The sequence below is a fragment of the Nonomuraea sp. NPDC048882 genome (assembly GCF_040649755.1).
In the GTDB taxonomy this organism is placed as follows: domain Bacteria; phylum Actinomycetota; class Actinomycetes; order Streptosporangiales; family Streptosporangiaceae; genus Nonomuraea; species Nonomuraea maheshkhaliensis.
In genome coordinates, this window is sequence record NZ_JBEZGB010000020.1 from 50,119 (window position 1) to 75,159 (window position 25,041).

The following is a 25,041-nucleotide window of genomic DNA, read 5'->3' on the forward strand; positions in this document are numbered from 1 at the left end:
AGTCACGCAGAAAGTTGGACGGGGCTTCGCACGCGGCACCAGCGGAGTACGCTTGACCTTCCACCGGACATGGGGCCTGCCGAGAGGCACAGGCTCCTGGTACGGATGCCCCGAACCCCCCGTCCGGCCCGTGTAGCCGTCTCGACAACCCAGGATCGAGCCTCCATGCAGTCCGACATCGACGCCCAGCTCAACAACTTCTTCGAGGACGCCCCAGCCCGCGAGTTCGACGTGGTGCTCCGTGGTTACGACCGGCACCAGGTCCATGATCATCTCAAGCAGCTCGACGGGGAGCTGCGGCAGGCGCGCGAGCAGGTCGTCGGCCTCCAGCGCGACCTGTCCGACTCCCAGCGCCAGTTGCAGGAGCAGGAGCGTCCCACCTACTCCGGTCTCGGCGCCCGGATCGAGCAGCTGCTCCGGCTGGCCGAGGAACAGGCGACCGAGCTCGTCCAGGCCGCCAGGTCCGAGGCCAACGAGATCAAGGCCGCGGCCAAGGTCGAGGCCGCGGACCTGAGGGCCGCCGCCGAGTCCGAGGCCGCCGAGAAGCGCGCCCAGGCCACCCGCGAGAGCGACGAGATGCGCACGAGCGCCGAGCGGGACGCCGAGGACATCCGCTCGACCGCCCGCCGCGAGGCCGACGAGCTCACCAACACGACCGAGCGCGAGGCCGCCAAGCTGCGCGCCACGGCCGATCACGAGGTGGCCGAGAAGCGCGCCGACGCCGAGCGCGAGATCGCCAAGCTCCGCACCACCACCGAGCGCGAGGTCGCGCAGCTGCGCGCCTCGACCAAGCGCGAGCGCGACGAGGTGCTGACGACGGCCAAGCGTCAGGCCGACGAGATGCGCGCGCAGGCTCAGCGGGTGCTGGAGGAGTCGGAGGCCAAGCGGGCGCAGGACGAGGCGGAGTTCGAGATCCAGCTCGCCGCCCGCCGCGAGGAGGCCGAGCGTCAGGAGGCCGAGCGCCACGCCACCGCGCAGGCCGCCACACAGAAGCTGGTCGCCGAGGCCGAGCAGCGCGCCGCCACGGCCGAGTCGCGGGCCACGAAGGCCACGCAGCAGGCCGAGCAGACCCGCCGCGAGGCCGACCTGCACGCCAAGCAGCTCGTCGCCAACGCCCGCAAGAGCTCCGAGACGATAGTGGCCGAGGCGAAGTCGAGCGCGGAGACCATCGTCACCGAGGCGAAGAACGAAGCCGAGCGCACCCGTACGGCGATGCAGCGCCAGGTCGACGAGCTCACCCGCCAGCGCGACAGCATCACCAGCCACCTGGCTCAGCTCCGCCAGCTCCTCGGCGGCGCCGCCCTGCCGGGCATGGAGCCGGAGCCCGCGGTCGCCGCTGCCGCACCGAAGGCCGCACTCGCCGCGCCCGAGCCTCCCGCTCCGGCCCCGGCAGCCGCGCCGGCCGCCCCGGCGCCCAAGGTGACGGCCGCCAAGTCCGAGGACGACTCGGAGTGGTGGCAGGAGTAACGCCGACGGACACGCACGGGGGCTGAATGACGGCTGAGAGAGCCTGGCGATCGAATGGTCGCTAGGCTCTCTCTTTGCCGCCGGGCATGTACGAACCGATACCGGTCCGTCATCCTCAGTCGTCGATCCCCCTTGGAGTCCCCTTGTCCGCAGACGTCGAGTCCACGGCCGAGCAGGAAAAGGCCGAGAGCCCCCAGCCGCAGGAGGAGCGGGCGCCGCAGGAACCGGCGCCCCAGGAACAGGCGCCGAGGGCGGCGGTCAAGGGCGAGGAGGGCGGGCAGCCGTACGGACTGCCCGGCAAGCCGTTCGCCCGCGGCCCGTTCCTGTTCGGCCTGGTCGGCGGGCTGGGGGTGCTGACCGCCATCGCCATCGCGCAGATGGTGGTCGCGTCGCTGAGCACGATCGTGCTGGTCGTGGTGGCGATGTTCCTGGCCGTCGGGCTCAACCCGGCCGTCGAGTCCCTGCAGCGCAGGGGCGTGGCCAGGAGGGGCGCGATCACGATCGTGTTCGCCGGGGTCATCGTCGCGTTCGTGCTGTTCGGGCTGGCCATCGTGCCGCCGGTGAGCAAGCAGCTCACGGAGTTCGTCAACGCGGTGCCCGGCTACATCACCGAGCTGAGCAACCATCCGACGCTGCGCCAGCTCGACGCCGACTACCAGATCCTGCCGCAGCTGCGTACGTTCGTGACGAGCACGCTCGGGCCGTCACTGGCGACCGGCATCATGGGCGCGGGACTGGTGGTGCTCAACGGCGTGTTCACCACGGTGACGCTGCTGGTGCTGATGCTGTACTTCCTCGGCTCGCTGCACACGATCAAGGACTACCTGCTCAAGCTGGTCCCGGCCTCGCGCCGGCCGCGCACGCGGGCGATCAGCGAGGAGATCCTCGGCGGCATCGGCGGCTACGTGGCGGGCAACGTGCTGATCTCTGTCATCGCGGGCGTGCTGACCTGGATCTTCCTGTCGATCGCCGGAGTCCAGTACGCGCTCGCGCTGGCTCTCGTCGTCGCCCTGACCGACCTGATCCCGCTGGTGGGCGCCACGATCGGCGCCGTGCTCGTGACCGGCGTGGCGCTGCTGGAGTCGTTGCCCGCCGGGATCGCGTGCGCGATCTTCTTCGTGATCTACCAGCAGATCGAGAACTACTTCATCTATCCCCGGGTGATGAAGCGCTCGGTGGACGTGACTCCGGCGGTGACCGTGATCGCCGCGCTGTTCGGTGGCGCGCTGCTCGGCATCGTGGGCGCCCTGCTGGCCATCCCGGTGGCGGCGGCGATCTCGCTGATCATCCGCGAGATCGTGCTGCCACGCCAGGACCACGCCTGAGACCGCTCCCCGCCCCGACCCCCGCCCGCGACGCCCGGCCGTCCGGCCCCCGCCATCGAAGTCCGACCCTCGCTCGACGTCCGCGCCCCCGCCCGCTGAGCCCCGCGTTCAGTGTCCAGGACCGGTGGCGCCCAGCTCCGTGCGCAGGAACTCGGTCACCGCCGCGTTGAACGCCTCCGGCTGCTCGACCGCGCTGAGGTGGCCGGCCTTGGGGATGATCTCCAGCTTGCCCTCGGGCACGGCCCGGACCATGGCGTCGGCGTCGGCGGGCGGCGAGAGCTCGTCCTCCTCCCCCACGATGATCAGCAGCGGGACCTTGAGCGCGCTCAGCGTCTCGAACGAGTCGGGACGCGCGGCCATGGCCCGTTGCGCCCAGGCCACCGCGCCCGGCGGGGCCGACTGCACCAACCCCTTGACCCGGCCGAACACCATGGCCCGCCGCTCCTTGGTGGTCTGGCCGATGAGCGCCGGGAGCACCTCGCTGACCAGCACGTCGCTGCCGTCCGACAGCACGGCCCGCGCGATGCGTTCCCTGTTGTCCCTGGCCGCGGGCGGGTCGGGGGTGGCCTTGGTGTCGGCCAGGATCACGCCGAGCACCCGGTCGGGGTGCCGGCGGCAGAAGGCCATGGTCACGTAGCCGCCCATCGACAGCCCGCCGACCACCGCCCTGTCGATGCCCTCCTCGTCGAGCAGCCTGGCGACGTCGTCGGCCATCAGGTCGATCGACGGATCATCGTCGCCCAGCCGCGACCCGCCGAAGCCGCGCAGGTCAGGAGTGATGACCCGGCAGACCCTGGCCAGCCCTTCCCGCTGGGCCAGCCACATGGCCGACGACAGCGGGAACGCGTGAAGCAGCACAACCGGGAGCCCGGTCCCGGCAGATCTCGTGTAGAGCTGCACGGACCACACGGTAACGCGGTTCACGGGAACAATCACTCAATGACGTATGCCGATATCCCCCGACAGTCCTGACCGCTTCTCCGACGACCTGTCCCCGCACCGCACCCGTGCTCCCGCACCGGAAATGCCGGGGATATATACGACATTGCCTGACCTGGCATTTCCGCGCACAATCCAGACACGGATACCGCGCACCCCCCGAGGTGACGAGCATGGCAGGCACCGGAACCACAGGGACCCGTCCCGCCCTCCCCGACGCCACCAACGGCGAATTCCTGCTCCAGGCGCTGCGTGAGGCGAACGTCCACCGCGCCGCGCACGGCGCGCCACCCCTGGCGATGGACCCGCTGCTGGTCGAGTACGCCAAAGCTAGGGCGGCCGCCCTCTCCCGGCACGAGGGGCTGCGGGCCGGGCACGAGGGCCTGCGCGCGGGGACCGGCGAGAGCGTGTTCTGGAGCCAGGACGAGGAGATGCGCGGCGCCGCCGACGCGGTGGCCTCCTGGTACGACGACCGCGACGAGCGCGACGAGCGCGACCGGCTGCTCCGGCCGGCCTGCACGGCCATGGGCGCCGCCCGGGTGTCCGGCCAGGGCCCGAAGGCGTGCGAGACGTACATCGTCTTCGTGTACGAACCCCTGGGCGACGACCCGCCGCCCGCCTGACCGCAGCCCCATCCACGGGGCGACGGCCGTGCGATCAGATGGCGGTGGCCCCGCCGTCGATGAACAGCACCTGCCCGGTCATGTACGCCGAGGCCGGGCTGGCCAGGAACACGGCCGGCTGAGCCATCTCCTCCGCGCTCCCCCAGCGCCGCATGGGCACGCCCGCGATCGTGGCGGCGGAGGACGCCTCGTTCTCCCAGAGGTTGCGGTTGAGGTCGGTGGCCGTCCAGCCGGGGCACAGGGCGTTGACCCGTACCCCGGCGCTCGCCCACTCCACGGCCAGCGTCTTGGTCAGCGCCACCAGCCCGGCCTTGGCGGCGGCGTACGGGGCGAGGAAGGGCGCGCCGAGCGCCGCCACCGACGCCACGTTGATGACGACCCCGTCGCCCCGCCCGAGCAGGTGCGGCGCGACCGCGTGGCAGACCGCCATGGCGGAGTCGAGGTTGAGCCGCATCAGCTTGTCCCAGCCCGACAGCCGCAGGTCCTTGAACTCGACCAGGAAGTTCGACCCGCCGGCGTTGTTGACCACGATGTCGAGGTGCCCGAGCCCGTCGAGGGCCGCCGCCACGGCGCCCGTCGCGGCCTCGCGGTCGGTGAGGTCGGCGGGGATGACGACCGCGCGCCTCCCGAGCGCCTCGATCTCCTTGCCCACCTCGGCCAGGGTCTCGGCCGAGCGGGACACGAGCGCCACGTCGGCCCCCGCCCCCGCGTACGCGAGCGCGATGGCCCGCCCGATCCCCTTCGACGCCCCGGTGATCAGAGCCTGTTTCCCACTGAGATCGAACGCGCCCACGCCGCCTCCTCTGACGACCAACCGCCGAACCGAACGAGATTCTATTAACACCTGGCCCTGGAACGCCACCGGCGCGGAGCCGGAAAGGCTCCGCGCCGGGATGGCTCACCAAGCGGAGCCGGGAAGGCTCCGGGGTGGATCACCGGGCGGAGCCGCGTGGGCCCCGCCCGGGTGGATCACTGAGCGGCCAGCTGGGCGATCTGCTCGGCGCTCAGCACGCCGTCATAGGTGCGGACGTCGTCCACGATCCCCGGCCAGTAGCCGGTGAACGCGCCCGCGGCCTTGGTCCGGCCGAGCTGCAGCGCGCCGGTGGCGTTCCAGGCGCTCAGGTGGTCGGTGATCGTGGTGGTGGACAGGCGGCCGTTGACGTAGATGCGCAGCTGGCCCGCCAGCGGGTCGTACACGCCGGCCACGTGCGTCCACTCCAGCGCGTTGGGGATGGCGTCGGAGCGGGTGCGTACGAGAGCGGCCGTGTCGGTGTCGGCGGCGGCCATCCCGAGGGCCCACCGGCCCTGCTCCTTGTCGAAGCCGAGCTGGAACCCGGCCGCCCGGCTGCCCGGCTGGGCCACCGCCGCGGTGTCGGCGGTGGGCAGGTAGTCGAGCTGGGTCCACGCGGCGACGGTGAAGCCGTTCCTGGTGTTGACCGCGGGAGCGGTCGTCTGGGCGAAGCCGTTGACGCCGTCGAGCGCCAGCCCTCCGTCCAGCCAGGCGGGCGTCCACGAGGCGGCTCCGGACAACGTCGCCGCGCCCGCGCGGCCCGAGGAGTCGGCGGCCGAGGTGCCGGACTCCTCGTCCAGCTGCCAGTGGCCCACCAGCGTGGCAGCGCTGTTGACCAGGTCGGCGACCTCGTCGGCGAACATGGCGCGGCCGTAGGCGCGCACCTCGTCGACGTCTCCCTGCCAGTTGTCCGCAGCCGCCCCGCCGGCCTTTCCGCGGCCGATCGTCAGGGGGCCCGTGGCGTTCCATGGTTGCGGAACGGCGACCGTGGACTCCAGCCGTCCGTTCACGTAGAGCGTGATCTGGCCCGCCGCGCTGTCGTAGACGCCGGTGAGGTGGGTCCATTCGTTCAGCCTCGGCGCGGCGGCGGACTTGGCGCGCACGGTGGCCGCGCCGTCGGCGTCGGAGCCGGTCACGCTGAGCGCCCACCGGTCGTCGGCCTTGGAGTACTGCAGCGCGAACGCGCCCGTCCTGCCGCCCTCCTGGGTGACGGCGGTGGCGGTGGCGCCGTTGCCGGTGAGCCTGGCCCAGGCGGAGACGGTGAAGTTGCGGCTGGTGTCGATGACGGGGCGGGCGGTCTGGCCGTAGCCGCCGGTCAGCTTCAGCCCGCCGCCAGTCCTGCCCGAGGTCCAGGTGGCGGAGGTCAGGGTGGCGGGATGGGCGCCGGTGGCGTCGGCGGCCACGCTGCCCGTGCCCTCGTTCATCGGCCAGTGACCGCTGGGCCCGCGGCCGGCGTTGATGTTGAAGACGTAGGTGCGGATGGGGCCGAGCTGGCCCGCGCGGTCCTTGCTGCGCACGACGAGCACGTTGGGGCCGTCGTGGCGCGGGGTCAGCGCGATCGTGGCCGTGCCGTCCTGGTTCGCCGCCACCTCGGTCTTGGGCGTGGTGTCCAGGCCCCAGACGTAGGAGGTCACGTCGGTGATGCCGTTCGGGCCGAACGCGAACGTGCCGGGCAGGCCGACGCCGTCGCTCCAGCCGTTCTCGGTGAAGGTGGGCGAGGAGACCAGCGGCTCACGGCCGGGGGCGGTGGCGTCTACGGTGGCCTCGCACCAGGGGCTCCACGCGCTGTTGGCCTTGCCGTCCTCGGCCCGCACGCGCCAGCGGATCAGCTGGCCGTCGGCGTACAGGGTGGTCGGGATCGACGCGGAGAAGGCGGTGCCGGTGGAGCCGAGCGCGGTGACGTACTCGCCGATCTTGGTGCCGTCCTCCTTGTACCACTCGAAGCGGCCCTTGACCGAGTTGTCGGTGTCCTTCAGCTTCGCCCACAGCTTGGGGGCGTTGGTGCTGATGATCGGGCGGTCGTCACCCGAGACGCAGGGGCCGCCCGGGTCCGACCACACGTCGGCGGCCACGGGGGCGGCCGGCAGCGAGTTGTACTCGATGACCAGGCTCGGGTTGTTCTTGAACTTCTTCCAGGCGTAGACGTCGGTCTCGCTGGTGGCCCGCAGGCCGATGGTGACGTTGGCCCAGTTCTTGGCGGCGGCGTCCACGACCTGCGGGGTGACGTCGAACTCGACGCCGCCGGGCAGGCAGGACGCGCCCCAGCCCTTGGCCACGTTCACGGTGGAGAGCTTGGTGACCCAGGCGGGCTGCTTGTTCCAGGTCGTGCTCTTGCTGATCGTGTTGGTCGCCCACGCCTCGACCTTGCGGGCGCTGCACGAGTACGACCACGTCTCGTACGTCCGCAGCGTGGCCTTGATGATCTGCTTGCCGTGGATCGTCGAGCCGGTGTTCATCTGGTAGAACGTGCGGTTCTTCTGCGACTCCACGTGCCCCACCCGGGCGACGTCGCTGGAGTTGAGGTAGTTGGAGTTGGGCCAGTTGCTCCAGACCGCGGTCCAGGCGTTGCGCGCGGCCGAGAAGTACGGATCGAGGTAGACGGGGAACTTCGTGTCCGGGTCCGTCATCATCTTGCGGTCGGGCTTGAGCCGCAGCTGCCTGCCGGCCAGCTCCACGCCCATCGTGGCCTCGCGGGCCTCGGGCGAGCGGCCCTCCTTGAGCGCCTGCGGGCTGGAGATCCCCTCGGAGTCCCACATCTTGGGGGTGGGGGCGATGAAGATCGTGCCCTCGTTCTTGTCGGTGGCCTCCAGGTTGCCCGCCTTGTCCGACTCCAGCGTCAGGCCGGTCGCGGACAGCGGGAAGGCCAGCTCGGTCAGCTTCGCCGCGGCGTCCCTGTTCTTGACCACCAGGACGTGCGAGAAGCCGTCCACGTCGGCGGTGACCTGGAGGTCCACGCCCGGCATGACCTCGGCGTAGGTGGCGGTGTCGCCGTTGAGCGTCGGAGTGGGCAGCGTGCCCGTCCAGCCGAGCTCCATCGACTTGGCGCCGCGCGCGAGCCGGGCGAGCGGGGCGGAGCCGCCGCCGGAGAAGGTCAGGCCGACCGCCGTGGCCACCGGCTCGACGGCGCCGTCGGGGCGCAGGCGCAGGGTGGTGTCCACGGGCACCCAGCGGTCGTTCTTGCGCACGCGGATGGGCCTGACGTTCAGCTCCATGGACAGCGTGCCGTCGGGCTTGGCGAAGACCGTGCGGGTCTCGCTGCGCATCGACTCGATCTCGACCGGCCGGCCGGCGCCGCGCGCCTGGGCGACCGCCGCTAGCTCTTTGTCCGGAGGGGGTTGCGTCGTCTGTGGCCGTTCCTCCGCCACCACCGGCCGCACCACCGCCAGGGTGGTGAGAGATAACGCCGCCGCGACCAGCCCGTGCAGTACCCGCATACGTGACCGCCCATGCTGAGCAGAGGTTACGCGCGGGCAGCGCGCACCCGGCGTCTCCACGATCTTCGGTTGACGATCGGATTCTCACCCTGGGTGGAGGCCGGGGTCCAGAGTTTTGTGCATTGTGCTCAAAATATCTTTCATGACCGGAACCCCCAAGGGAGATAACCGTCAGACCTCGGTCGGGAGCGGATGGGCGGCCGGATTGACCCGCTTGACGATCTCGTCGAGGGCGATGCGCACGTACGGTTCACCCACCCACAGGTGCTTGGCGCCCTCCACCCCGATCACCTCGGCCTGCGGAACCCGGGCGAACCGCGTACGCGCCTCCTCCGGCCGCAGGTAGTCGTCGAACTCCGGCACCAGCGCCACCAGCGGCCGGCCGAAACGGGCCCAGGCGTCCAGATCGGCGTCCGTGGCCCTGTGCAGCGGCGGGGAGAGCAGGATCGCGCCCTCCACCAGCGGGTCGTGCGCCCACTTGAGCGCCAGCTCGGTGCCGAACGACCAGCCGACCACCCACACGTTGGGCAGATCGTGATATTCGGCGTATTCCAGCGCCGCGGCCACGTCGAACCGCTCACCCTCGCCCCCGTCGAACGCCCCCTGCGAGGTGCCCCGGTCGGAGGAGGTGCCGCGGGTGTTGAAGCGCAGCACGGCCAGGTCGGCGAGCGCGGGCAGCCGGTTGGCGGCCTTCTTGTACACGTGGCTGTCCATGAACCCGCCGTGGGTGGGCAGCGGGTGCAGGGTCACCAGCGTGGCGACCGGGGGGCGGTCGAGCGGCTGGGCCAGCTCGCCGACCAGGGTCAATCCGTCGCCCGTGTGCAGTTCGATCGGCTCACGCCGGGCGGGCAGCACGGTCGCCGCGCGAATCTCCACCATGGATCCCTTCAGTAACGGCTGCGGCCGGGGCCGCGGTCGAGTCTCTTACGCCAGCAGGTCTGGTGCCAGTGCCGGCGCTCCTCGTCGCCGCCCGGCCAGTTGGGCCAGGCCACCACGTGCGGCTGGCCGCTGCGGATCTCCTGGTCGCAACCGGGGCACCGGTAGTTCTTGGCGGAGGAGGCGCCGGTGAGCATGCGGACCTTCCACTCGCCGTCGGGCCACTCCTCCACCTTGTCCAGGCCGGTCGGGAAACCGAAGGGACGGGAGGACTCCCTGCGGCGGGCGCGACGCGGACTCATCGTGGGGGGAGCTCGGTCGTCGGCCTCACCCGTTCAAACGCCATGCGTCCAGTTTTCCAGAGGCACTAAGGTGGATGGTCATGCGGCTGGTCATCGCGCGCTGCAGCGTGGATTACATCGGACGGCTCACGGCACACCTGCCGATGGCGCCCAGGCTCGTGCTCATCAAGGCGGACGGCAGCGTGAGCATCCACGCTGACGACCGCGCCTTCAAGCCGCTCAACTGGATGAATCCGCCGTGCAAGCTCAAGGAGGACGGCGCGACCTGGACGGTCACCCACGGCAAGACCGGCGAGAAGCTGGTCCTGACCATGGAGGAGGTCCTCCACGACTCCAGCCACGAGCTGGGGGTGGACCCGGGGCTGATCAAGGACGGCGTCGAGGCCCATCTGCAGGAGCTGCTCGCCGAGCACATCACGACGTTGGGCGACGGCTACTCGCTCATCCGCCGCGAATACATGACGGCGATCGGCCCGGTCGACATCCTGTGCCGGGACGCGACGGGGGCGACGGTGGCGGTGGAGATCAAGCGGCGGGGCGAGATCGACGGGGTCGAGCAGCTGACCCGCTACCTGGAGCTGCTCAACCGCGACCCGCTGCTGTCGCCCGTGCGCGGGGTCTTCGCGGCTCAGGAGATCAAACCCCAGGCCCGCGTGCTGGCCACCGACCGCGGCATCGCCTGCCACACGCTGGATTACGACGCCCTTCGCGGCATCGAACCAGAAAATCCAACTCTGTTCTGATCTTTTACGGCTTCGCGGCGGCCTGCCTCCCGCCGCACTTCGGCTGAGGGCCCTCCAGGGAAACGGCTGCTGACCCTTCAGTGGTGACCCGCCATAACGGAGCGTTTTGTGGGCCGCCTTCGTGGTTCCAACGCCCCTTGCCGAGCGCTCACGGCCCGTCATGTCCCGGCATGGCCTCGTGCACCCCTGCCCCGTCTACGGCGCTGAGGGGCGGGATCAGGCGCGTCGAGGGGCCATTGTGGCGGTGGCGCGTGTGTTCCCACGGGTTCGGATGGTCTAGTAAGTAGTAAGTTACCGGATTATCGTGGCGTCATGACGACGACGTTCGACTCACTCAATCCGGCGACCGGTGAGGTCGTCGGGAGCCATCCCAAGCACTCCGCCGACACCGTGCACGAGGCCGTCGGGCGGGCGGAGGAGGCGGCCGCGTGGTGGGGCGGGCTGGGGCACGCCGAGCGCAGGCGCCGGCTGCTCGACTACAAGGCGGTCCTCACCCAGCACCTCAAGGAGCTGACCGGGCTCGTGCACCGGGAGACCGGCAAACCGGTCGGCGACGCCACCCTTGAGGTGGTGCTGGCGATCACCCACCTCGACTGGGCCGCCCGCAACGCCCACAAGGTGCTCGGCCGCCGCCGCGTCTCCACCGGCATGATCGGCCTCAACCTGGTCGCCACGCTCGAATACCTCCCGCTCGGCGTCGTCGGCGTCATCGGCCCGTGGAACTATCCGGTCTTCACCCCCATGGGCTCCATCGCCTACGCGCTCGCCGCGGGCAACGCCGTGGTGTTCAAGCCCAGCGAGCTGACGCCGGGCATCGGCGTGCGGCTGGCCGAGCTGTTCAGGGAGTCGGTCCCCGAGCACGAGGTGTTCCAGACCGTCACCGGCCTCGGCGAGACGGGCGCGGCGCTGGCCGCCGACCCCAGGGTGCGCAAGATCGCCTTCACCGGCTCCACCGCCACCGCCAAGCGCGTCATGGCGGCCTGCGCCGAGAACCTCACGCCCATCGTGGCCGAGTGCGGCGGCAAGGACGCGTTCATCGTGGACGCCGACGCCGACCTCGCGGCCGCCGCCGACGCCTGCCTGTGGGGCGCCCTGTCCAACGCCGGGCAGACGTGCGTGGGCGTCGAGCGGGTCTACGTCGTCGACGCCGTCTATGAAAGTTTCATGCGGGAGCTGTCCGAGAGGGTGACAAAGGTGAGGGCCGGCGAGGACTACGGCCCGATCACGATGCCCGGCCAGGTCGACATCATCAAGCGGCACATCGACGACGCCACCAAGTCGGGGCGCACGGTCGCGGGCGGCCCCGCGTCGGTGCGGGCCCCGTACGTCGACCCGGTGATCGTCGAGGACGTTCCCGAGGACTCCCCCGCGGTGCGCGAGGAGACGTTCGGCCCGACCATCACCGTGCGCCGCACCCGCGACGCCGCCGAGGCGCTGGAGCTGGCCAACGCCTCGGCGTACGGGCTGGGCGGCACGGTCTTCAGCCGTAACGCCCGCCGCGCGACGGAGCTGGCCCGCCGGATGCGCAGCGGCATGACGGCGATCAACTCGGTCATCTCCTTCGCCGGAGTGCCCGCCCTGCCTTTCGGCGGAATCGGCGATTCAGGTTTCGGCAGGATCCACGGGGCCGACGGACTGCGTGAGTTCGCCAGGCCCAAAGCGATCTCGCGGCAGCGCTTCGCCATGCCCGGCATGAACCTGACCTCGTTCACAAGGGGCCCCGCCGAGCTTGAGCGGCTGATCAGGCTTGTCACGTTCTTGCACGGCCGACGTAAAAGTTAATCTTCTTACCCTTTCCCAAAACGGATCATCCGACCATAATTGTGTGCTCTGGGGGCCACGATCATGTTGGACGGGTGGAATGTGAACCGGTCTTACCGGGGAATGTCGGCTGAGCAAAGGCTGGCGGACAGACGCGAGCGGCTGATGACGGCCGCGTACACGCTATACGCGAAGCCTGGTTTCGCGGCGACGACCATCGAAAGGCTGTGCTCGGAGGCGCGGATCTCCAACCGCGCCTTCTACGAATGTTTCGGCGGGCGCGAGGAGCTCCTGCGGGCCCTGCACGAGCGCTGCGTCGAGGAGAGCTTCGCGGTCGTCGCCAAGGCGCTGGAGGAGGCGCCCGCCTCGATCGAAGGAAGGGCCAAGGCGGGGATTCGCGCCTATATCGAGTTCGCCACCGCGGACTGGCGGCGGGCCCGCATCATGCATGTCGAAGTGCGGAGATCGGGTGATGTCCTGGCCGTGTCGCGGCAGCGCGCGGTGGACGCGTTCGCGCGTCTGGTGCAGGACGCTTCCGCCGATTTCCCGCAGGCCGCCCCGGTGAATCCGCGGCTGCTGGCACTCGGTGTCGTCGGAGCGTTACAAGAGTTGCTGATCGAATGGCTCCTGTCGGAAGAGCAGCCGGAGATCGACGAGTTGGTGGCCGCGGCCGTGCACATCTTCAACCGAAGTCTCGGCGACACATGATCGCGTCAAGAATGCCATTCCTGTTTCGCACAATCGGACATCCGTAATCGCCATTTTGTCTATCCAGAGAAAGAGCGGGTGACGGCTGATCGTCACCCGCTCGATATGTCACATCAGGCCACCGCGGCCGCCGGAGCCTCCACGTGCAGCACCCGATTCAGCCGGGTCACCGCGAGTATCCGCATGATCCTCGGTGGCACCCCCCGAAGAACGAGGCGGCGCTGCACGCTCAGCGCGCGCCGATGCGCGCCCACGAGCACCCCGAGCCCGGTCGCGTCGATCATCTCCAGCTTGGAGAGATCGAGGATGAGGTCACCCTCGCCAGAGTCCAGAGCCTTGTGCAGCCGCTCACGTACTCCCGCCGACGTGCCGGCGTCGAGCCGGGCGCCGATCCGCACCACCTGGGCTCTCGGATTGCCCCGGACGCGCATGCCACCTCCTCAGTCACGCGCGTAGCGTAGTCAGATGCCTTCGCCAAGCGCTCACAGGGGTCGAAACCCCCCACATGACTTCCCCTACCCATCTATCGGCAATGACACGACAGCATGGAGCAGGAACTCCCGGTCCTCGACCAGCCGGGCCTTCATCGTGCCGCCCACGGCGGCCAATCGCTCGGACATCCCGGTCAGGCCGCTGCCCAGATCGTCGGCCTGCCGCCGGGCCACTCCGTCGTTGCGCACCGTCAGCTCCGCCTCCTGCTCGGTGAAGCGGATCGTGATGTCGCAGAAGGTCGCGGTGCTGTGCTTGAGCACGTTGGTCACCGCTTCGCGCACGGCGTACGCGAACACCGGGGCCACGCCCGCGGGCAGGTCGCGGTAGGGCAGACGCACCTCGCAGCGGACTCCCGCCGCTTCGAGCACACCTTTAACGCTATTCAGCTCAGCGGCCAAGTCAAGCTCGCGGTAGCCCCGTACGGCCTCGCGCAGGTCCTTGAGCGCCTTCCTGGTCAGCCGGTTGACCTCGGCCATCTCCTCCTTGGCCCGGCCCGCGTCCACGTCGGACAGCCGTACGGCGAGCTCGGTCTTCACGGCGATGGCCGACAACTGGTGCCCGACGAGATCGTGCAGGTCCCTGGCGAAGCGCAGCCGCTCCTCCGCCAGCGCCAGCCGGGTGTGGGCCTCCCTGCCCCGGTGCGCCTCCACGGCCAGCCGCCAGATCCACACCCAGATCCGGTTGGAGGGCGGCACGATCACGCAGAAGACGCCGAAGGCGATCGCGTGGTAGCCCAGCGCCTGCAAGCTGGCCGGCTCCACGTCCATCCCCGTCAGCACGGCCCCCAACCCCAGCATGCCCGCCTGCCAGGGCAGGGTGCTCAGCCCCACACAGAGCACGAACGTGCCGATCTGCAGCAGCCGGACCACGCGCTTGGGGATCTCCAGCGTGGCCACGCCCAGCCAGCACAGCGCCACGAAGCCCCAGCCGAACGGATCGGCCCCGCCGAGCCCGGTCGCCACCATGGCGAGGACCGCCGCCACCGCCACCTGCTTGGTGGGGTAGTGACGGCGGTCCAGGAGCGGGCCCATGATGCGGGTGCAGATCCAGGTGAAGCAGGCGGCGGCGACCAGCGCGGGCCCGATCCGCCACCATCCGTCGAACCGGCCCGCCCAGAGCGGGACCAGGACGCTGATGGCGATCAGCACCCACATGGCCACGAAGTTGAAGACCAGGACCTTCCAGGTCGTCCGCCGCGCCTGCTCGATCGTGTCCATCTACCGGCTACGCAACACGTCGCCGATTTTCAACCGGGCCCCCGTCCGCAGCACGGCCCGCTCGTACACCTTGGCGCCGAAAGCAAGCGCCGCGAGCACGCCCAGCACCATCGCGGCCATCGACAGACCCACCTGCCACATCGGCACCTCCGTCGCCGCCATCCGTACCGGCATGACCATGGAGGAGAACGGCGGGATGTACGAAATGACCGTGGCCAGCGTACCCGTGGGATCGTTCGTGGCATAGAAGCTGACGAAGTACGTGCCCATGATGACCATGGTGAGCGGCGTCAGGACGCTGTTCACCTCCTCCTGGCGCGAGACCAGCGAGGCGAAGGCCGCCGCCAGCGTGGCGAAGAAGGCATAGCCGAGCACGAACCAGGCCAGCACCGCCGCCACCAGCCCGGGGATGCCGGGCGGGAACTCGGCGGCCAGCCCCGAGGCCATCGCCGCGCCGAGCCCGACCCCCAGGATCACGACCAGGTTGATCAGGCCGAGCACGCCCAGGCCGACGATCTTGCCACCGAGCAGTTGCCACGGCCGTACGGAGGAGAGCAGGATCTCCACGATCCGGCTGCCCTTCTCCTCGACCACGCCCATGGCGACCATCACGACCTGCCCGATGATCAGCATGAAGAGCACCAGGACGAGCACGGTGGCGATGCCCTTGCGGGCCGATTCGTACCGAGTGTCGGCCCCCACCGACTGCATCTCCAGCGGCGGGATGGCCACGCCGGCCGCGCCGAGCTTGAACTCCCGGTTCACGCTCTGCATGAGGACGCCCAGCTGAGTGTCGATCTCGCCGTCCGTGAGCACCCTGGCGCCGTCGACCAGCACCGCGTCCACGTCACCGTCCAGCACGGCCTGCTTGGCGGCCGGCTCGTCGGCGAACTTGCGCCACTCGAACTCGATGTCGGGCGCGGCGGTGTGCAGCGGCAACTGCTGGGAGTTGACCAGGCCGATCTTGTAGACGTCGCCGTCCCCGCCCAGCAACTTGGGGGCGAAGGAGAGCGCCGCCACCAGCAGGCCCGTGACGATCAGGCCGATGACGAACGCCTTCGTCCTGACCTGGGTGGCCACCTCGCGGCGCGCCACCAGCAACAATCCGTTCACGCCACGGCCTCCTTGAAGATCTCGGTGAGGGTCGGCTGCTCGACGCCGAAGTGCTCGACCCGCCCGGCCTTCACGGCGCGGCGCAGGATCTCCTGGTCGTCGCCGCCGGCCGTACGCAGGGTGTGGCGGTCACCGTCCACGGTGACCGTGCCGGGCAGGCCGTCGGCCCAGCCGGGGGCCGGGTCGCGGACGACCACGCGCAGCATGTTGCTCTCGGCCGCGCGCAGCTCCTCCACCGTGCCGGTGGCCACCATCCGGCCGGCCGAGACGATGCCGACGGAGTCGCACAGCCGCTCGACGAGTTCGAGCTGGTGGCTGGAGAAAATCACCGGCACGCCGCCCCTGCACCGCTCCTGCAGCACCGTGGCCAGCGCGTCCACCGCGATCGGGTCCAGCCCGGAGAACGGCTCGTCCAGGATGAGCACCTCGGGGTCGTGCACCAGCGCCACGGCGAGTTGCACGCGCTGCTGGTTGCCCAGCGACAGCGCCTGCACGGTCTCGCCCCTGCGCTCGGTGAGCCCGAGCCGTTCCAGCAGGTCGTCGGTGGCCTTCCTGGCGACCGGGATGGCCATGCCGTGCAGACGGCCGAAGTACTCGATCTGCTCGGCGACCCGCATCTTCTGGTACAGGCCGCGCTCTTCCGGCATGTAGCCGAACCGCTGGCGGTCGTCGTACGCGAGGGGCCTGCCCTGCCAGCTCACCGAGCCGGAGTCCGCCTGGAGCACGCCCATCACGATGCGCATCGTCGTGGTCTTGCCCGCGCCGTTCGCGCCGACGAAGCCGTACATCTCGCCCGGCTTCACGGTGAAGCCGATCCCGTCGAGGGCGACCTTGCCGCCGGGGGCGTCGGGGCCGCCCGCGAAACGCTTGCGCAGCTCGTTGATCTCGAGCATCAGGTCATCTCCTTCATCATGGGTCCATAGTGGCTTTCGCGGTGTTCGGCCTGGTAGTCGCGGAAATCATCCACCCGATATGGATCTCGCGTCCGATCGAGATGACATTTGTCATCTCGCGGCGATCAGCGCAGGCGGAACGCCTCTCACGGCCTGACGCCGCCGCGGGCAGGACGCCGGCGCGGGCTGTCAGCGGGAGCCGCCGGCGGAGGCCGTTACGCTGTGGCCATGACGCGCGCCGACAAGGACAAACCGGTCGTCCTCTCCAAGATCTACACCCGGGCCGGTGACGACGGCACCACGGGGCTGGTCGACGGGAGCCGCACCGCGAAGACCGATCCCCGGCTGGCCGCCTACGCCGACGTGGAGGAGGCCAACGCCCACCTCGGCCTGGCGCTCGCGCACGGCACGCTGCCGGCCGACCTCGTGGCGGTGCTGATCCGGGTGCAGAACGAACTCTTCGACGTCGGGGCCGACCTGGCCACGCCGGTCGTCGAGAATCCCGAGTTCCCGCCGCTGCGGGTGGAGCCGTCGTACATCGAGTGGCTGGAAGAGCAGTGCGACCGCCTCAACGCGGACCTCAAGCCGCTGCGGAGCTTCATCCTGCCGGGCGGCGACCCCGCCACGGCGGCGCTGCACGTGGCCCGCGTGACCGTGCGCAGGGCCGAGCGTACGGCCTGGGCGGCGCTACAGGCCCACGACGACGTCAACCCGCTGACCGCGAAATACCTCAACCGCCTGTCGGACCTGCTCTTCATCGCCTGCCGCGTGGCCCACGCCGGCGACGAGATCCTCTGGAAGCCCGGCGGCACCCGCTGATCGAAGCCGCACCCGCCCGCGCCGTTCGCCGGGCGATCGCGTGACTGCTCCGGCCGATCGCTAGGCGACGTCGAGATAGGCGCTGGGCGGGGCGGACTCCAGCCAGGCCAGGAAGCCGGTGAGCGCGTCGGCGCTCATCGCGAGGGAGATGCCCCGCGTGGTGCCCCCACAGTCGACCGCGTACAGGCCGCCGTCGATCTCACGACGGGCGGAAACGACGAGGCCGCGCCTCGCGATAGCGTGGCGCGGCCTCAGTCGGACGCCCAGGAGCGGAATCCAGTGGAGCTCCCCGTCTGCGTAGCGGGCTATCCCGCTCTGCCATCCTTGCTCCGCTACGCGCAGGCGACAGGGTACGCTCCCGCGCGAGCGCGTCAGCATGACCGCGCGCAACGCGACGAGGGCGGCCAGCAGCACCACGAGAATCACAACCGTCGCTACCATGCCGCCCCCCTGAGCACCGCTTACCTGTTATTAAACCTCTTCGCCCGCCGCGCGCAGACGTGCCCTGGCACGCTTGGCCTCGACAGCCGCGTCGGCGTCCTCCTGGTCGGCCTCGATCGAAGCCTGGGCCCGGTCGAGAGCGTCACGGGCCGCCGCGACGTCCACCTCGGAACCGAGCTCGGCCATCTCGGCCAGCACGGAGACCTCGTCGTCGGCGACGGAGATGAAACCCCCGTGCACCGCGGCGACCAGCTCCTGCTCGCCTTCCCGCTTCACGCGAAGCACGCCGCCCTCGACGAGGACGCCGAGAACAGGTGCGTGTTGCGGCATAATACCGATCTCGCCGTCCACGGTCTTGGCAATCACCATGTCGGCCTCGCCCGACCAGATCTCACGCTCGGGTGAGACAACCCCTACGCGTAGCTTCGCCACCTTTGTAGGTTCCTTTCCGATCAGATGACGGCGCGGGCTACGGGAAGCCCGCGCCGCCACCATGGGCGATTAGCGGCGCTCGAGTTCCTTGGCCTTGGCGATGGCCTGCTCGATGCCACCGACCATGAAGAACGCCTGCTCGGGCAGGTGGTCGTACTCGCCGGCGCACAGGCCCTTGAACGAGGCGATGGTCTCGTCCAGCGGCACGGTCTCGCCCGGCTGGCCGGTGAAGGCCTCGGCCGCGTACATCGGGTGCGACAGGAAGCGCTCGATGCGGCGGGCCCGCTGCACGGTGACCTTGTCCTCTTCGGACAGCTCGTCGATACCGAGGATCGCGATGATGTCCTGGAGCTCGCGGTACTTCTGCAGGATCCGCTTGGTCTCCTGGGCCACCCGGTAGTGCTCCTCGCCGACGATCTGCGGGTCGAGGATCCGGGAGGAGGAGTCGAGCGGGTCCACCGCGGGGTAGATGCCCTTCTCCGAGATCGGCCGCGAAAGCACGGTCTGCGCGTCGAGGTGCGCGAACGCGTTGTGCGGGGCCGGGTCGGTGATGTCGTCGGCGGGCACGTAGATCGCCTGCATCGAAGTGATCGAGTGACCGCGCGTCGAGGTGATGCGCTCCTGGAGCACACCCATCTCGTCGGCCAGCGTGGGCTGGTAACCCACGGCGGACGGCATACGGCCGAGCAGGGTCGAGACCTCGGAACCTGCCTGGGTGAAGCGGAAGATGTTGTCGATGAACAGCAGCACGTCCTGCTTCTGCACGTCGCGGAAGTATTCCGCCATCGTCAGCGCCGACAGGGCGACCCGCAGCCGGGTGCCCGGCGGCTCGTCCATCTGGCCGAAGACGAGCGCGGTGTCCTTGAGGACGTCCGCCTCCTCCATCTCCAGCCAGAGGTCGTTGCCCTCACGGGTGCGCTCGCCCACACCGGCGAAGCACGAGGTGCCACCGAAGTTACGGGCGACCCGGCGGATCATCTCCTGGATGAGGACGGTCTTGCCGACGCCGGCGCCGCCGAACAGGCCGATCTTCCCACCCTGCACGTACGGGGTGAGCAGGTCGATGACCTTGATGCCGGTGACCAGCAGCTCGGTGCGCGACTCGAGCTGGTCGAAGGCCGGGGACGGACGGTGGATGCCCCACCGCTCCTCGATCTTCAGCGACGAGGTCGGCACGTCGAGCGTCTCGCCCAGCGCGTTCCACACGTGGCCCTTGACGACGTCGCCGACGGGCACCGAGATCGGCGCGCCGGTGTCGGTGACCGCCTGGCCGCGGACCAGGCCGTCGGTGGGCTGCATGGAGATGGCGCGGACGATGTTGTCACCCAGGTGCTGGGCGACCTCGAGGGTCAGCGCCTTCGTCTCACCGCCGAGGGTCACCTCGACCTTGAGCGCGTTATAGATGTCGGGCATCGCCTCGACGGGGAACTCCACGTCGACGACGGCGCCGGTGACTCGGGCCACGCGGCCAGTGCCGGCCGCGGCGGCTTCTACAGTTTCAACAGCCTCTGCAGTCATTTCACTCTTTCCCCGCTGCGGCGTCAGCGAGCGCGTTGGCGCCACCGACGATCTCGCTGATTTCCTGGGTGATCTCGGCCTGGCGAGCCTGGTTCATCTGCTGGGTGAGCACCCGCATCAGCTCGTTGGCGTTGTCGGTCGCGGACTTCATCGCGCGCCGCCGCGCGGCCTCCTCGGAGGCCGCGGACTGGAGCAGCGCGGTGAAGATGCGCGACTCCACGTAACGCGGGAGCAGCGACTCCAGCACGTCGCCCGCGGTCGGCTCGAACTCGAAGTACGGCGGGATCGCGGTGGACTCCGACGCCTCGGTCTCCTCGACCTCCAGCGGCAGGACCCGCTTGACCACGACGTTCTGCGTCAGCATCGAGACGAACTCGGTCGAGACGATGTGGATCTCGTCGATGCCGTTGTCGTCCTTGAACGAGTCGATCAGCGTGTTCGCGATCTCCTTGGCGTCGGCGTAGGCCGGCTTGCGCGAGAACCCGACCCAGTTGCCGCCCATCTCCCGGTTGCGGAAGGTGTGCCAGGTGACACCCTTGCGACCGGTGACGAACGGCACCACGTCGAGCCCGCGGCTCTCCAGCAGGCCGCGCAGGGCCTCGGCCTCGCGCAGCACGTTGGCGTTGAAGCCGCCGCAGAACCCGCTGTCGCTGGTGACGATGAGGACGCCCGCCTTGGCGGGGTTCTCCTTCGCCACGGTCAGCGGATGGTCGACGCTCGCGGCGTTGCTGACGACGCCCGTGACGGCGCGAGTGATCTCACGCTCGTACGGCAGCGCCGCCTGCATCCGCTGCTGCGCCCTCACGATCCGTGAAGAGGCGATGAGCTCCTGGGCGCGCGTGATCTTCGCGGTCGACTTGACCGAGCTGATCCGCCGCCGCAGCAGCCTTAGCTGGGCACCCATGTCCTACTTCTTCTCCGCCGGCCGGACGACCTTCTTGATCTTCTCCTGGCCCACCTCGGCGGCGGCCAGCGGCTCGACCGGCTCGTCCTTGACCAGCAGCTCGCCCGAAGAGGTGGTGAAGCCCTTCTTGAACTCCGTGATGGCGTCCTTCAGAGCGGTCACCGTGTCGTCGACCAGTTCCCTGGTCTCACGGATGGTGTCGAAGATGCCCTTGTGCGAGGACTGGAGGTAGTCCAGGAACTCGGTCTCGAAGCGGCGGACGTCCTCGATCGGCACGTCGTCCAGCTCGCCCGTGGTGCCCGCCCAGATGGAGGCCACCTCGCGCTCCAGCGAGAACGGGCTGTACTGGGCCTGCTTGAGCAGCTCGACCAGCCGCTGACCACGCTCCAGCTGAGCCTTGGAGGCGGCGTCCAGGTCGGAGGCGAAGGACGCGAACGCTTCGAGGTCGCGGTACTGCGACAGCGACAGACGCAGCGTGCCCGCGACCTTCCGCATGGCCTTGGCCTGGGCGGAACCACCGACTCGGGACACCGAGACGCCGACGTTGATCGCCGGGCGCACACCGGCGTTGAACAGGTCGGTCTCAAGGAAGACCTGGCCGTCGGTGATGGAGATGACGTTGGTCGGGATGAAGGCCGAGACGTCGTTGCCCTTGGTCTCGATGATCGGCAGGCCGGTCATCGAGCCACCGCCCATGTCGTCGGAGAGCTTGGCGCAGCGCTCCAGCAGCCGGGAGTGGAGGTAGAAGACGTCGCCGGGGAAGGCCTCACGGCCCGGCGGGCGGCGCAGCAGCAGCGAGACGGCGCGGTAGGCGTCCGCCTGCTTGGTCAGGTCGTCGAAGACGATCAGGACGTGCTTGCCCTGATACATCCAGTGCTGACCGATCGCCGAGCCGGCGTAAGGGGCGATGTACTTGAAACCCGCGGCCTCGGACGCGGGCGCGGCCACGATGGTGGTGTATTCCATCGCGCCGGCCTCCTCCAGGCGGGCGCGCACCTGCGCGACGGTCGAGCCCTTCTGGCCGATCGCGACGTAGACGCAGCGGACCTGCTTGGCGGGGTCGCCGGAGGCCCAGTTTTCGCGCTGGTTGAGGATGGTGTCCACGGCGATCGCGGTCTTGCCGGTGCCGCGGTCGCCGATGATCAGCTGGCGCTGACCGCGGCCGATCGCCGTCATGGCGTCGATCGCCTTGATGCCCGTGGCCAGCGACTCCTTCACGGGCTGGCGCTGGACGACCGAGGGGGCCTGTAGCTCGAGGGCACGCGTGGCCTCGGCCTCGATGGCTCCCTTGCCGTCGAGCGGGTTGCCCAGGGGGTCGACCACGCGGCCGAGGAAGTTGTCGCCGACGGGCACGGACAGGACCTCGCCCGTCCTGCGGACCGTCTGGCCCTCCTCGATGCCGCTGAACTCACCCAGGACGACGACACCGATCTCGCGGGTGTCGAGGTTGAGTGCCAGGCCGCGCGTGCCGTTCTCGAACTCAAGCAGTTCGTTCGCCATCGCCGAGGGAAGGCCGGAGACATGGGCGATGCCGTCGCCGGCGTCGACGACGGTCCCGATCTCCTCGCGCGCGGCGCCTTCCGGTTCGTACGCCTGGACGAAGCGCTCAAGCGCGTCCCGGATCTCGTCCGGCCGGATCGTAAGCTCCGCCATCTCTACTCTGTCTCCCTCTTCGCCTAGCCGGCCAACCGGCGGCGGACTTCTTCGATTCGTCCCACGATTGTGGTGTCGATGATCTCGTCGCCGATGCGGACCGAGAACCCACCGAGCACTCGCTTGTCCACCTCGACATTCAGGTGCACGTCACGCCCGTAAGAGGTGCTCAGCCACGTCACCAGGCGCGCCTTCTGCGCCTCGGTCAGCTCGACCGCGGTGCGCACCACCGCCACAAGGCGCTGGCGCTGCTGGGCCACGAGCTGGCCGACCTCTTCCAGGCCTGTCTCCAGGCTACGCCCGCGCGGGTGCACAACCAGCTGCGCGATCAGGCGCAGGCTGGACTGGGCCACCTTGCCCTCGAGCAGGCCGCGCAGCAGTTCGCGCTTGCCCTCCTCGGGAGCGGCCGCGTCGGCGAGCGCGCGACGCAGTTCGGCGTTGCCGGCGACGATGCGGCCGAAGCGGAAGAGCTCGTCCTCCACCTCGTCGAGCTTGCCCTGACCCTCGGCCTCCGCCGCAGCGGCGACGACACCGAGCCGTTCGAGCACGTCGGCCAGGTCACCGGCCCGCGACCACTTCGCCGAGACCGCGGCCTCGGTGGTGGCCAGGGCCGCCGCGCCGACCTTGCCGTCGAGCAGGTTGCCGACGACGCGCGCCTTCTGCTCGGCCGGCCTGGCCGGGTCGGACAGGGCGCGGCGCAGGCCGTGCTCGCGGTCGAGCAGATCCGCGACCGCGAACAGCTCGTCGGAGAGCGCACCGAGGTCGGCGCTACCGGCGACCGCGTTGAACCGCTCTTCGACGTCGGCCAGCGAGGCCCTGCTCAGACCGCGCATCAGCGCACCGCCTGCGCGTTCGAGCTCTCCAGCTCGTCGAGGAACCTGTCGACGATGCGGCTCTGGCGAGCCTCGTCTTCAAGGGACTCGCCGACGATGCGGCCGGCCAGATCGGTCGACAGGCGGCCGATCTCCGTGCGGAGCTGGGCGAAGGCCGCCTGGCGGTCCGCCTCGATCTGCGCGTGCGCGGCCTCGACGAGGCGGCGGGCCTCGGCCTGGGCCTCCTCGCGAAGCTCGGCCTTGATCTGCGCGGCCTGCTCGCGAGCCTCCTCGCGCAGCCTGGCGGCGTCGCGACGGGCCTCTTCGAGCTGCTCGGTGTAGCGCTTCTGCAGGGCCTGGGCCTCCGCCTGCGCCTCCTCCGCCCTCTTGATGCCGCCCTCGATGGCGTCGGTGCGCTCGGCCAGCGTCTTCTGGATCCGCGGGACGAGCATCCGGCCGACGACGAAGAAGACGACGGCGAACGCGAAGATACCGACGACCAGCTCGTACGTGTGCGGGATGAGCGGGTTGCTTGCGTGCTCCTCCGGCGCGGCGAGAAGCCTAGCTGCCATGTAAGTCATGAGTGCAGCCTTTCGTCAGAAGGGCGGTCTATCAGATGCCCTGGAAGATGAACGGCGCGACGAGGCCGATCAGGGCGAGGGCCTCGGTGAGGACGAAGCCGAGGAGCATGTTCTGGCGGATCAGACCGTAAGCCTCCGGCTGGCGGGCGATGGCCTGCACGCCCTGACCGAAGATGATGCCGACGCCGATGCCGGGGCCGATGGCGGCGAGACCGTAACCGATGGCGGTGACGTTGCCGGAGACCTCAGCGAGAACGCTCATTGCTGTTATTCCTTTACTGGACGGCCGGCGACTCGGGTGTCACCGGTCATGGATATTCCGGTATGTGGATCTCAGTGCTCTGCGTGCAGCGAGCCGCCGATGTACATCGCGGCCAGCATCGCGAACAGGAATGCCTGCAGGAACTGGATGAACATCTCGAAACCCGTGAGGATGATGGTCATCACCACGCCGACGACACCGATCGGGGCGCCCAGCGGCGAGAGCTTTTCGAAGAGGAACCAGAAGCCGACCATGCTGAAGAACGCCAGCAGCATGTGACCGGCGAACATGTTGGCGAACAGTCGGACCGCGTGCGTGAACGGCGCGATGATCAGGTTCGACAGGAACTCGATCGGCGACAGCAGCAGGTAGATCGGCTTAGGCAGCCCCGGGGGGAACAGCATGTTCTTGAAGTAGCCCCAGGGACCCTGGTGCTTCATGCCGAGGTAGACCTTGAGCACGTAGATCACGATCGCGAGCACGGCGGGGAAGGCGATGTGCGAGGCCACCGGGAACTGCAGCACCGGGACGACGCCCATCAGGTTCCAGACCAGGACCGTGAAGAACAGCGTCACCAGCAGGCCCATCCACCGGTCGGCGTCCTTCCCCAGGAAGGGGCGGGCGACCTGGTCGCGGACGAACATGTAGCCGTACTCGACGACGTTCTGCACACCCCTCGGGACGACCTTGGGGCTGGCGAACGCGGCCCAGCACAGGCCGATCACGAACACTCCGCTGAGCAGCGCGAGCAGGACCGGCTTGGTGAACCATTCGACCCCGGGAATGATGGGGGGCAGGTTGAACAGCTCTTCAGGCGTAGGCGCCCCGAACTGGTCGGCTGGTGGAGCGAGGACCGTCAGCGCGTTCACGCGGCGTTCCCTTCAACGTCGTAGTGATTCACAAGGGTTTCCTCAGCGAAGCGATCGCTGCGTCGGG

General features: G+C 69.6%; 25 protein-coding genes. 7 read left to right on the forward strand and 18 right to left on the reverse strand.

From position 1 onward, the window contains the following. The first annotated feature begins 165 nt into the window (after nucleotides 1-165). Nucleotides 166-1,467 (forward strand): DivIVA domain-containing protein, encoded by a 1,302-nt coding sequence (locus AB0C27_RS46305; RefSeq protein ID WP_357859212.1) that lies wholly within the window; start codon nucleotides 166-168, stop codon nucleotides 1,465-1,467. Between the two features lie 143 nt (nucleotides 1,468-1,610). Beyond that, complete coding sequence (locus tag AB0C27_RS46310) at nucleotides 1,611-2,792, forward strand: AI-2E family transporter (RefSeq protein WP_357859215.1); 1,182 nt, start codon at nucleotides 1,611-1,613, stop codon at nucleotides 2,790-2,792. A 108-nt stretch (nucleotides 2,793-2,900) separates the two neighbouring features. On the opposite strand, the gene AB0C27_RS46315 is transcribed toward AB0C27_RS46310, so the two are convergent. Further along, complete coding sequence (locus AB0C27_RS46315) at nucleotides 2,901-3,650, reverse strand: alpha/beta fold hydrolase (protein WP_357859218.1); 750 nt, start codon at nucleotides 3,648-3,650, stop codon at nucleotides 2,901-2,903. A gap of 254 nt (nucleotides 3,651-3,904) precedes the next feature. Between AB0C27_RS46315 and AB0C27_RS46320 the strand changes: the two genes are divergently transcribed. Next, on the forward strand, nucleotides 3,905-4,354 hold the full coding sequence (locus tag AB0C27_RS46320; protein WP_357859221.1) for a CAP domain-containing protein: 450 nt from the start codon (nucleotides 3,905-3,907) through the stop codon (nucleotides 4,352-4,354). A gap of 34 nt (nucleotides 4,355-4,388) precedes the next feature. On the opposite strand, the gene AB0C27_RS46325 is transcribed toward AB0C27_RS46320, so the two are convergent. The 4 genes from AB0C27_RS46325 to AB0C27_RS46340 form a co-directional block, all read right to left on the reverse strand. After that, nucleotides 4,389-5,147: an SDR family NAD(P)-dependent oxidoreductase gene (locus AB0C27_RS46325; RefSeq protein WP_346106023.1), complete on the reverse strand. Its 759-nt coding sequence runs from the start codon at nucleotides 5,145-5,147 to the stop codon at nucleotides 4,389-4,391. Between the two features lie 176 nt (nucleotides 5,148-5,323). Further along, nucleotides 5,324-8,578: a LamG-like jellyroll fold domain-containing protein gene (locus tag AB0C27_RS46330; protein WP_357859224.1), complete on the reverse strand. Its 3,255-nt coding sequence runs from the start codon at nucleotides 8,576-8,578 to the stop codon at nucleotides 5,324-5,326. Between the two features lie 171 nt (nucleotides 8,579-8,749). Continuing rightward, nucleotides 8,750-9,454: an alpha/beta fold hydrolase gene (locus AB0C27_RS46335; protein ID WP_357859490.1), complete on the reverse strand. Its 705-nt coding sequence runs from the start codon at nucleotides 9,452-9,454 to the stop codon at nucleotides 8,750-8,752. An 11-nt stretch (nucleotides 9,455-9,465) separates the two neighbouring features. Further along, the gene (locus AB0C27_RS46340) at nucleotides 9,466-9,756 is read right to left on the reverse strand and encodes an ATP/GTP-binding protein (protein WP_106248199.1); all 291 of its coding nucleotides are present in this window, start codon (nucleotides 9,754-9,756) and stop codon (nucleotides 9,466-9,468) included. A gap of 80 nt (nucleotides 9,757-9,836) precedes the next feature. Here AB0C27_RS46340 and nucS point away from each other — a divergent pair, with 80 nt between their 5' ends. From nucS to AB0C27_RS46355, 3 genes are all read left to right on the forward strand, one after another. Next, the gene (gene nucS, locus AB0C27_RS46345) at nucleotides 9,837-10,499 is read left to right on the forward strand and encodes an endonuclease NucS (RefSeq protein ID WP_357859228.1); all 663 of its coding nucleotides are present in this window, start codon (nucleotides 9,837-9,839) and stop codon (nucleotides 10,497-10,499) included. Nucleotides 10,500-10,811: 312 nt separating this feature from the next. After that, nucleotides 10,812-12,281 (forward strand): aldehyde dehydrogenase family protein, encoded by a 1,470-nt coding sequence (locus tag AB0C27_RS46350; RefSeq protein WP_357859231.1) that lies wholly within the window; start codon nucleotides 10,812-10,814, stop codon nucleotides 12,279-12,281. Between the two features lie 144 nt (nucleotides 12,282-12,425). Next, a complete protein-coding gene (locus tag AB0C27_RS46355; RefSeq protein WP_357859234.1) occupies nucleotides 12,426-12,968 on the forward strand; it encodes a TetR/AcrR family transcriptional regulator in 543 nt (180 codons plus the stop codon). 113 nt (nucleotides 12,969-13,081) lie between these two features. Here the strand turns inward: AB0C27_RS46355 and AB0C27_RS46360 are convergent, their stop codons facing one another. The 4 genes from AB0C27_RS46360 to AB0C27_RS46375 form a co-directional block, all read right to left on the reverse strand. After that, nucleotides 13,082-13,399 (reverse strand): STAS domain-containing protein, encoded by a 318-nt coding sequence (locus tag AB0C27_RS46360; RefSeq protein ID WP_357859237.1) that lies wholly within the window; start codon nucleotides 13,397-13,399, stop codon nucleotides 13,082-13,084. A gap of 84 nt (nucleotides 13,400-13,483) precedes the next feature. Beyond that, on the reverse strand, nucleotides 13,484-14,677 hold the full coding sequence (locus tag AB0C27_RS46365) for a histidine kinase (protein ID WP_357859240.1): 1,194 nt from the start codon (nucleotides 14,675-14,677) through the stop codon (nucleotides 13,484-13,486). After that, nucleotides 14,678-15,790 (reverse strand): ABC transporter permease, encoded by a 1,113-nt coding sequence (locus AB0C27_RS46370; protein WP_357859243.1) that lies wholly within the window; start codon nucleotides 15,788-15,790, stop codon nucleotides 14,678-14,680. Beyond that, nucleotides 15,787-16,683, reverse strand: a complete 897-nt coding sequence (locus AB0C27_RS46375; RefSeq protein ID WP_357859246.1) for an ATP-binding cassette domain-containing protein — start codon at nucleotides 16,681-16,683, stop codon at nucleotides 15,787-15,789. The genes AB0C27_RS46370 and AB0C27_RS46375 overlap by 4 nt, the downstream gene beginning before the upstream one ends. A gap of 228 nt (nucleotides 16,684-16,911) precedes the next feature. On the opposite strand from AB0C27_RS46375, the gene AB0C27_RS46380 reads away from it, so the two are divergent. Continuing rightward, complete coding sequence (locus tag AB0C27_RS46380) at nucleotides 16,912-17,502, forward strand: cob(I)yrinic acid a,c-diamide adenosyltransferase (RefSeq protein ID WP_357859249.1); 591 nt, start codon at nucleotides 16,912-16,914, stop codon at nucleotides 17,500-17,502. A gap of 60 nt (nucleotides 17,503-17,562) precedes the next feature. On the opposite strand, the gene AB0C27_RS46385 is transcribed toward AB0C27_RS46380, so the two are convergent. The 9 genes from AB0C27_RS46385 to atpB all read right to left on the reverse strand — a co-directional run bounded on the left by AB0C27_RS46385 (nucleotide 17,563) and on the right by atpB (nucleotide 24,974). Continuing rightward, on the reverse strand, nucleotides 17,563-17,943 hold the full coding sequence (locus AB0C27_RS46385) for a DUF2550 domain-containing protein (RefSeq protein ID WP_357859253.1): 381 nt from the start codon (nucleotides 17,941-17,943) through the stop codon (nucleotides 17,563-17,565). A gap of 30 nt (nucleotides 17,944-17,973) precedes the next feature. After that, the gene (locus AB0C27_RS46390; RefSeq protein ID WP_357859255.1) at nucleotides 17,974-18,375 is read right to left on the reverse strand and encodes a F0F1 ATP synthase subunit epsilon; all 402 of its coding nucleotides are present in this window, start codon (nucleotides 18,373-18,375) and stop codon (nucleotides 17,974-17,976) included. Between the two features lie 69 nt (nucleotides 18,376-18,444). Next, nucleotides 18,445-19,893 carry a F0F1 ATP synthase subunit beta gene (atpD, locus tag AB0C27_RS46395; protein ID WP_346106004.1) on the reverse strand — a complete coding sequence of 483 codons (1,449 nt, stop codon included), beginning with the start codon at nucleotides 19,891-19,893 and terminating at the stop codon, nucleotides 18,445-18,447. Between the two features lies 1 nt (nucleotide 19,894). Further along, the gene (locus AB0C27_RS46400) at nucleotides 19,895-20,797 is read right to left on the reverse strand and encodes a F0F1 ATP synthase subunit gamma (RefSeq protein WP_357859258.1); all 903 of its coding nucleotides are present in this window, start codon (nucleotides 20,795-20,797) and stop codon (nucleotides 19,895-19,897) included. 3 nt (nucleotides 20,798-20,800) lie between these two features. Further along, entirely contained in the window at nucleotides 20,801-22,450 is a 1,650-nt protein-coding gene (atpA, locus tag AB0C27_RS46405) for a F0F1 ATP synthase subunit alpha (protein WP_357859261.1), read from the reverse strand. 23 nt (nucleotides 22,451-22,473) lie between these two features. Then, complete coding sequence (locus tag AB0C27_RS46410; protein ID WP_357859264.1) at nucleotides 22,474-23,283, reverse strand: F0F1 ATP synthase subunit delta; 810 nt, start codon at nucleotides 23,281-23,283, stop codon at nucleotides 22,474-22,476. Next, the gene (locus tag AB0C27_RS46415; RefSeq protein ID WP_357859267.1) at nucleotides 23,283-23,843 is read right to left on the reverse strand and encodes a F0F1 ATP synthase subunit B; all 561 of its coding nucleotides are present in this window, start codon (nucleotides 23,841-23,843) and stop codon (nucleotides 23,283-23,285) included. Before AB0C27_RS46415 ends, AB0C27_RS46410 begins: the two co-directional genes overlap by 1 nt. A gap of 31 nt (nucleotides 23,844-23,874) precedes the next feature. Next, the gene (gene atpE, locus AB0C27_RS46420) at nucleotides 23,875-24,105 is read right to left on the reverse strand and encodes an ATP synthase F0 subunit C (protein ID WP_138666586.1); all 231 of its coding nucleotides are present in this window, start codon (nucleotides 24,103-24,105) and stop codon (nucleotides 23,875-23,877) included. A gap of 71 nt (nucleotides 24,106-24,176) precedes the next feature. Next, nucleotides 24,177-24,974, reverse strand: a complete 798-nt coding sequence (gene atpB / locus AB0C27_RS46425; RefSeq protein WP_357859270.1) for a F0F1 ATP synthase subunit A — start codon at nucleotides 24,972-24,974, stop codon at nucleotides 24,177-24,179. Nucleotides 24,975-25,041: the final 67 nt, after the last annotated feature.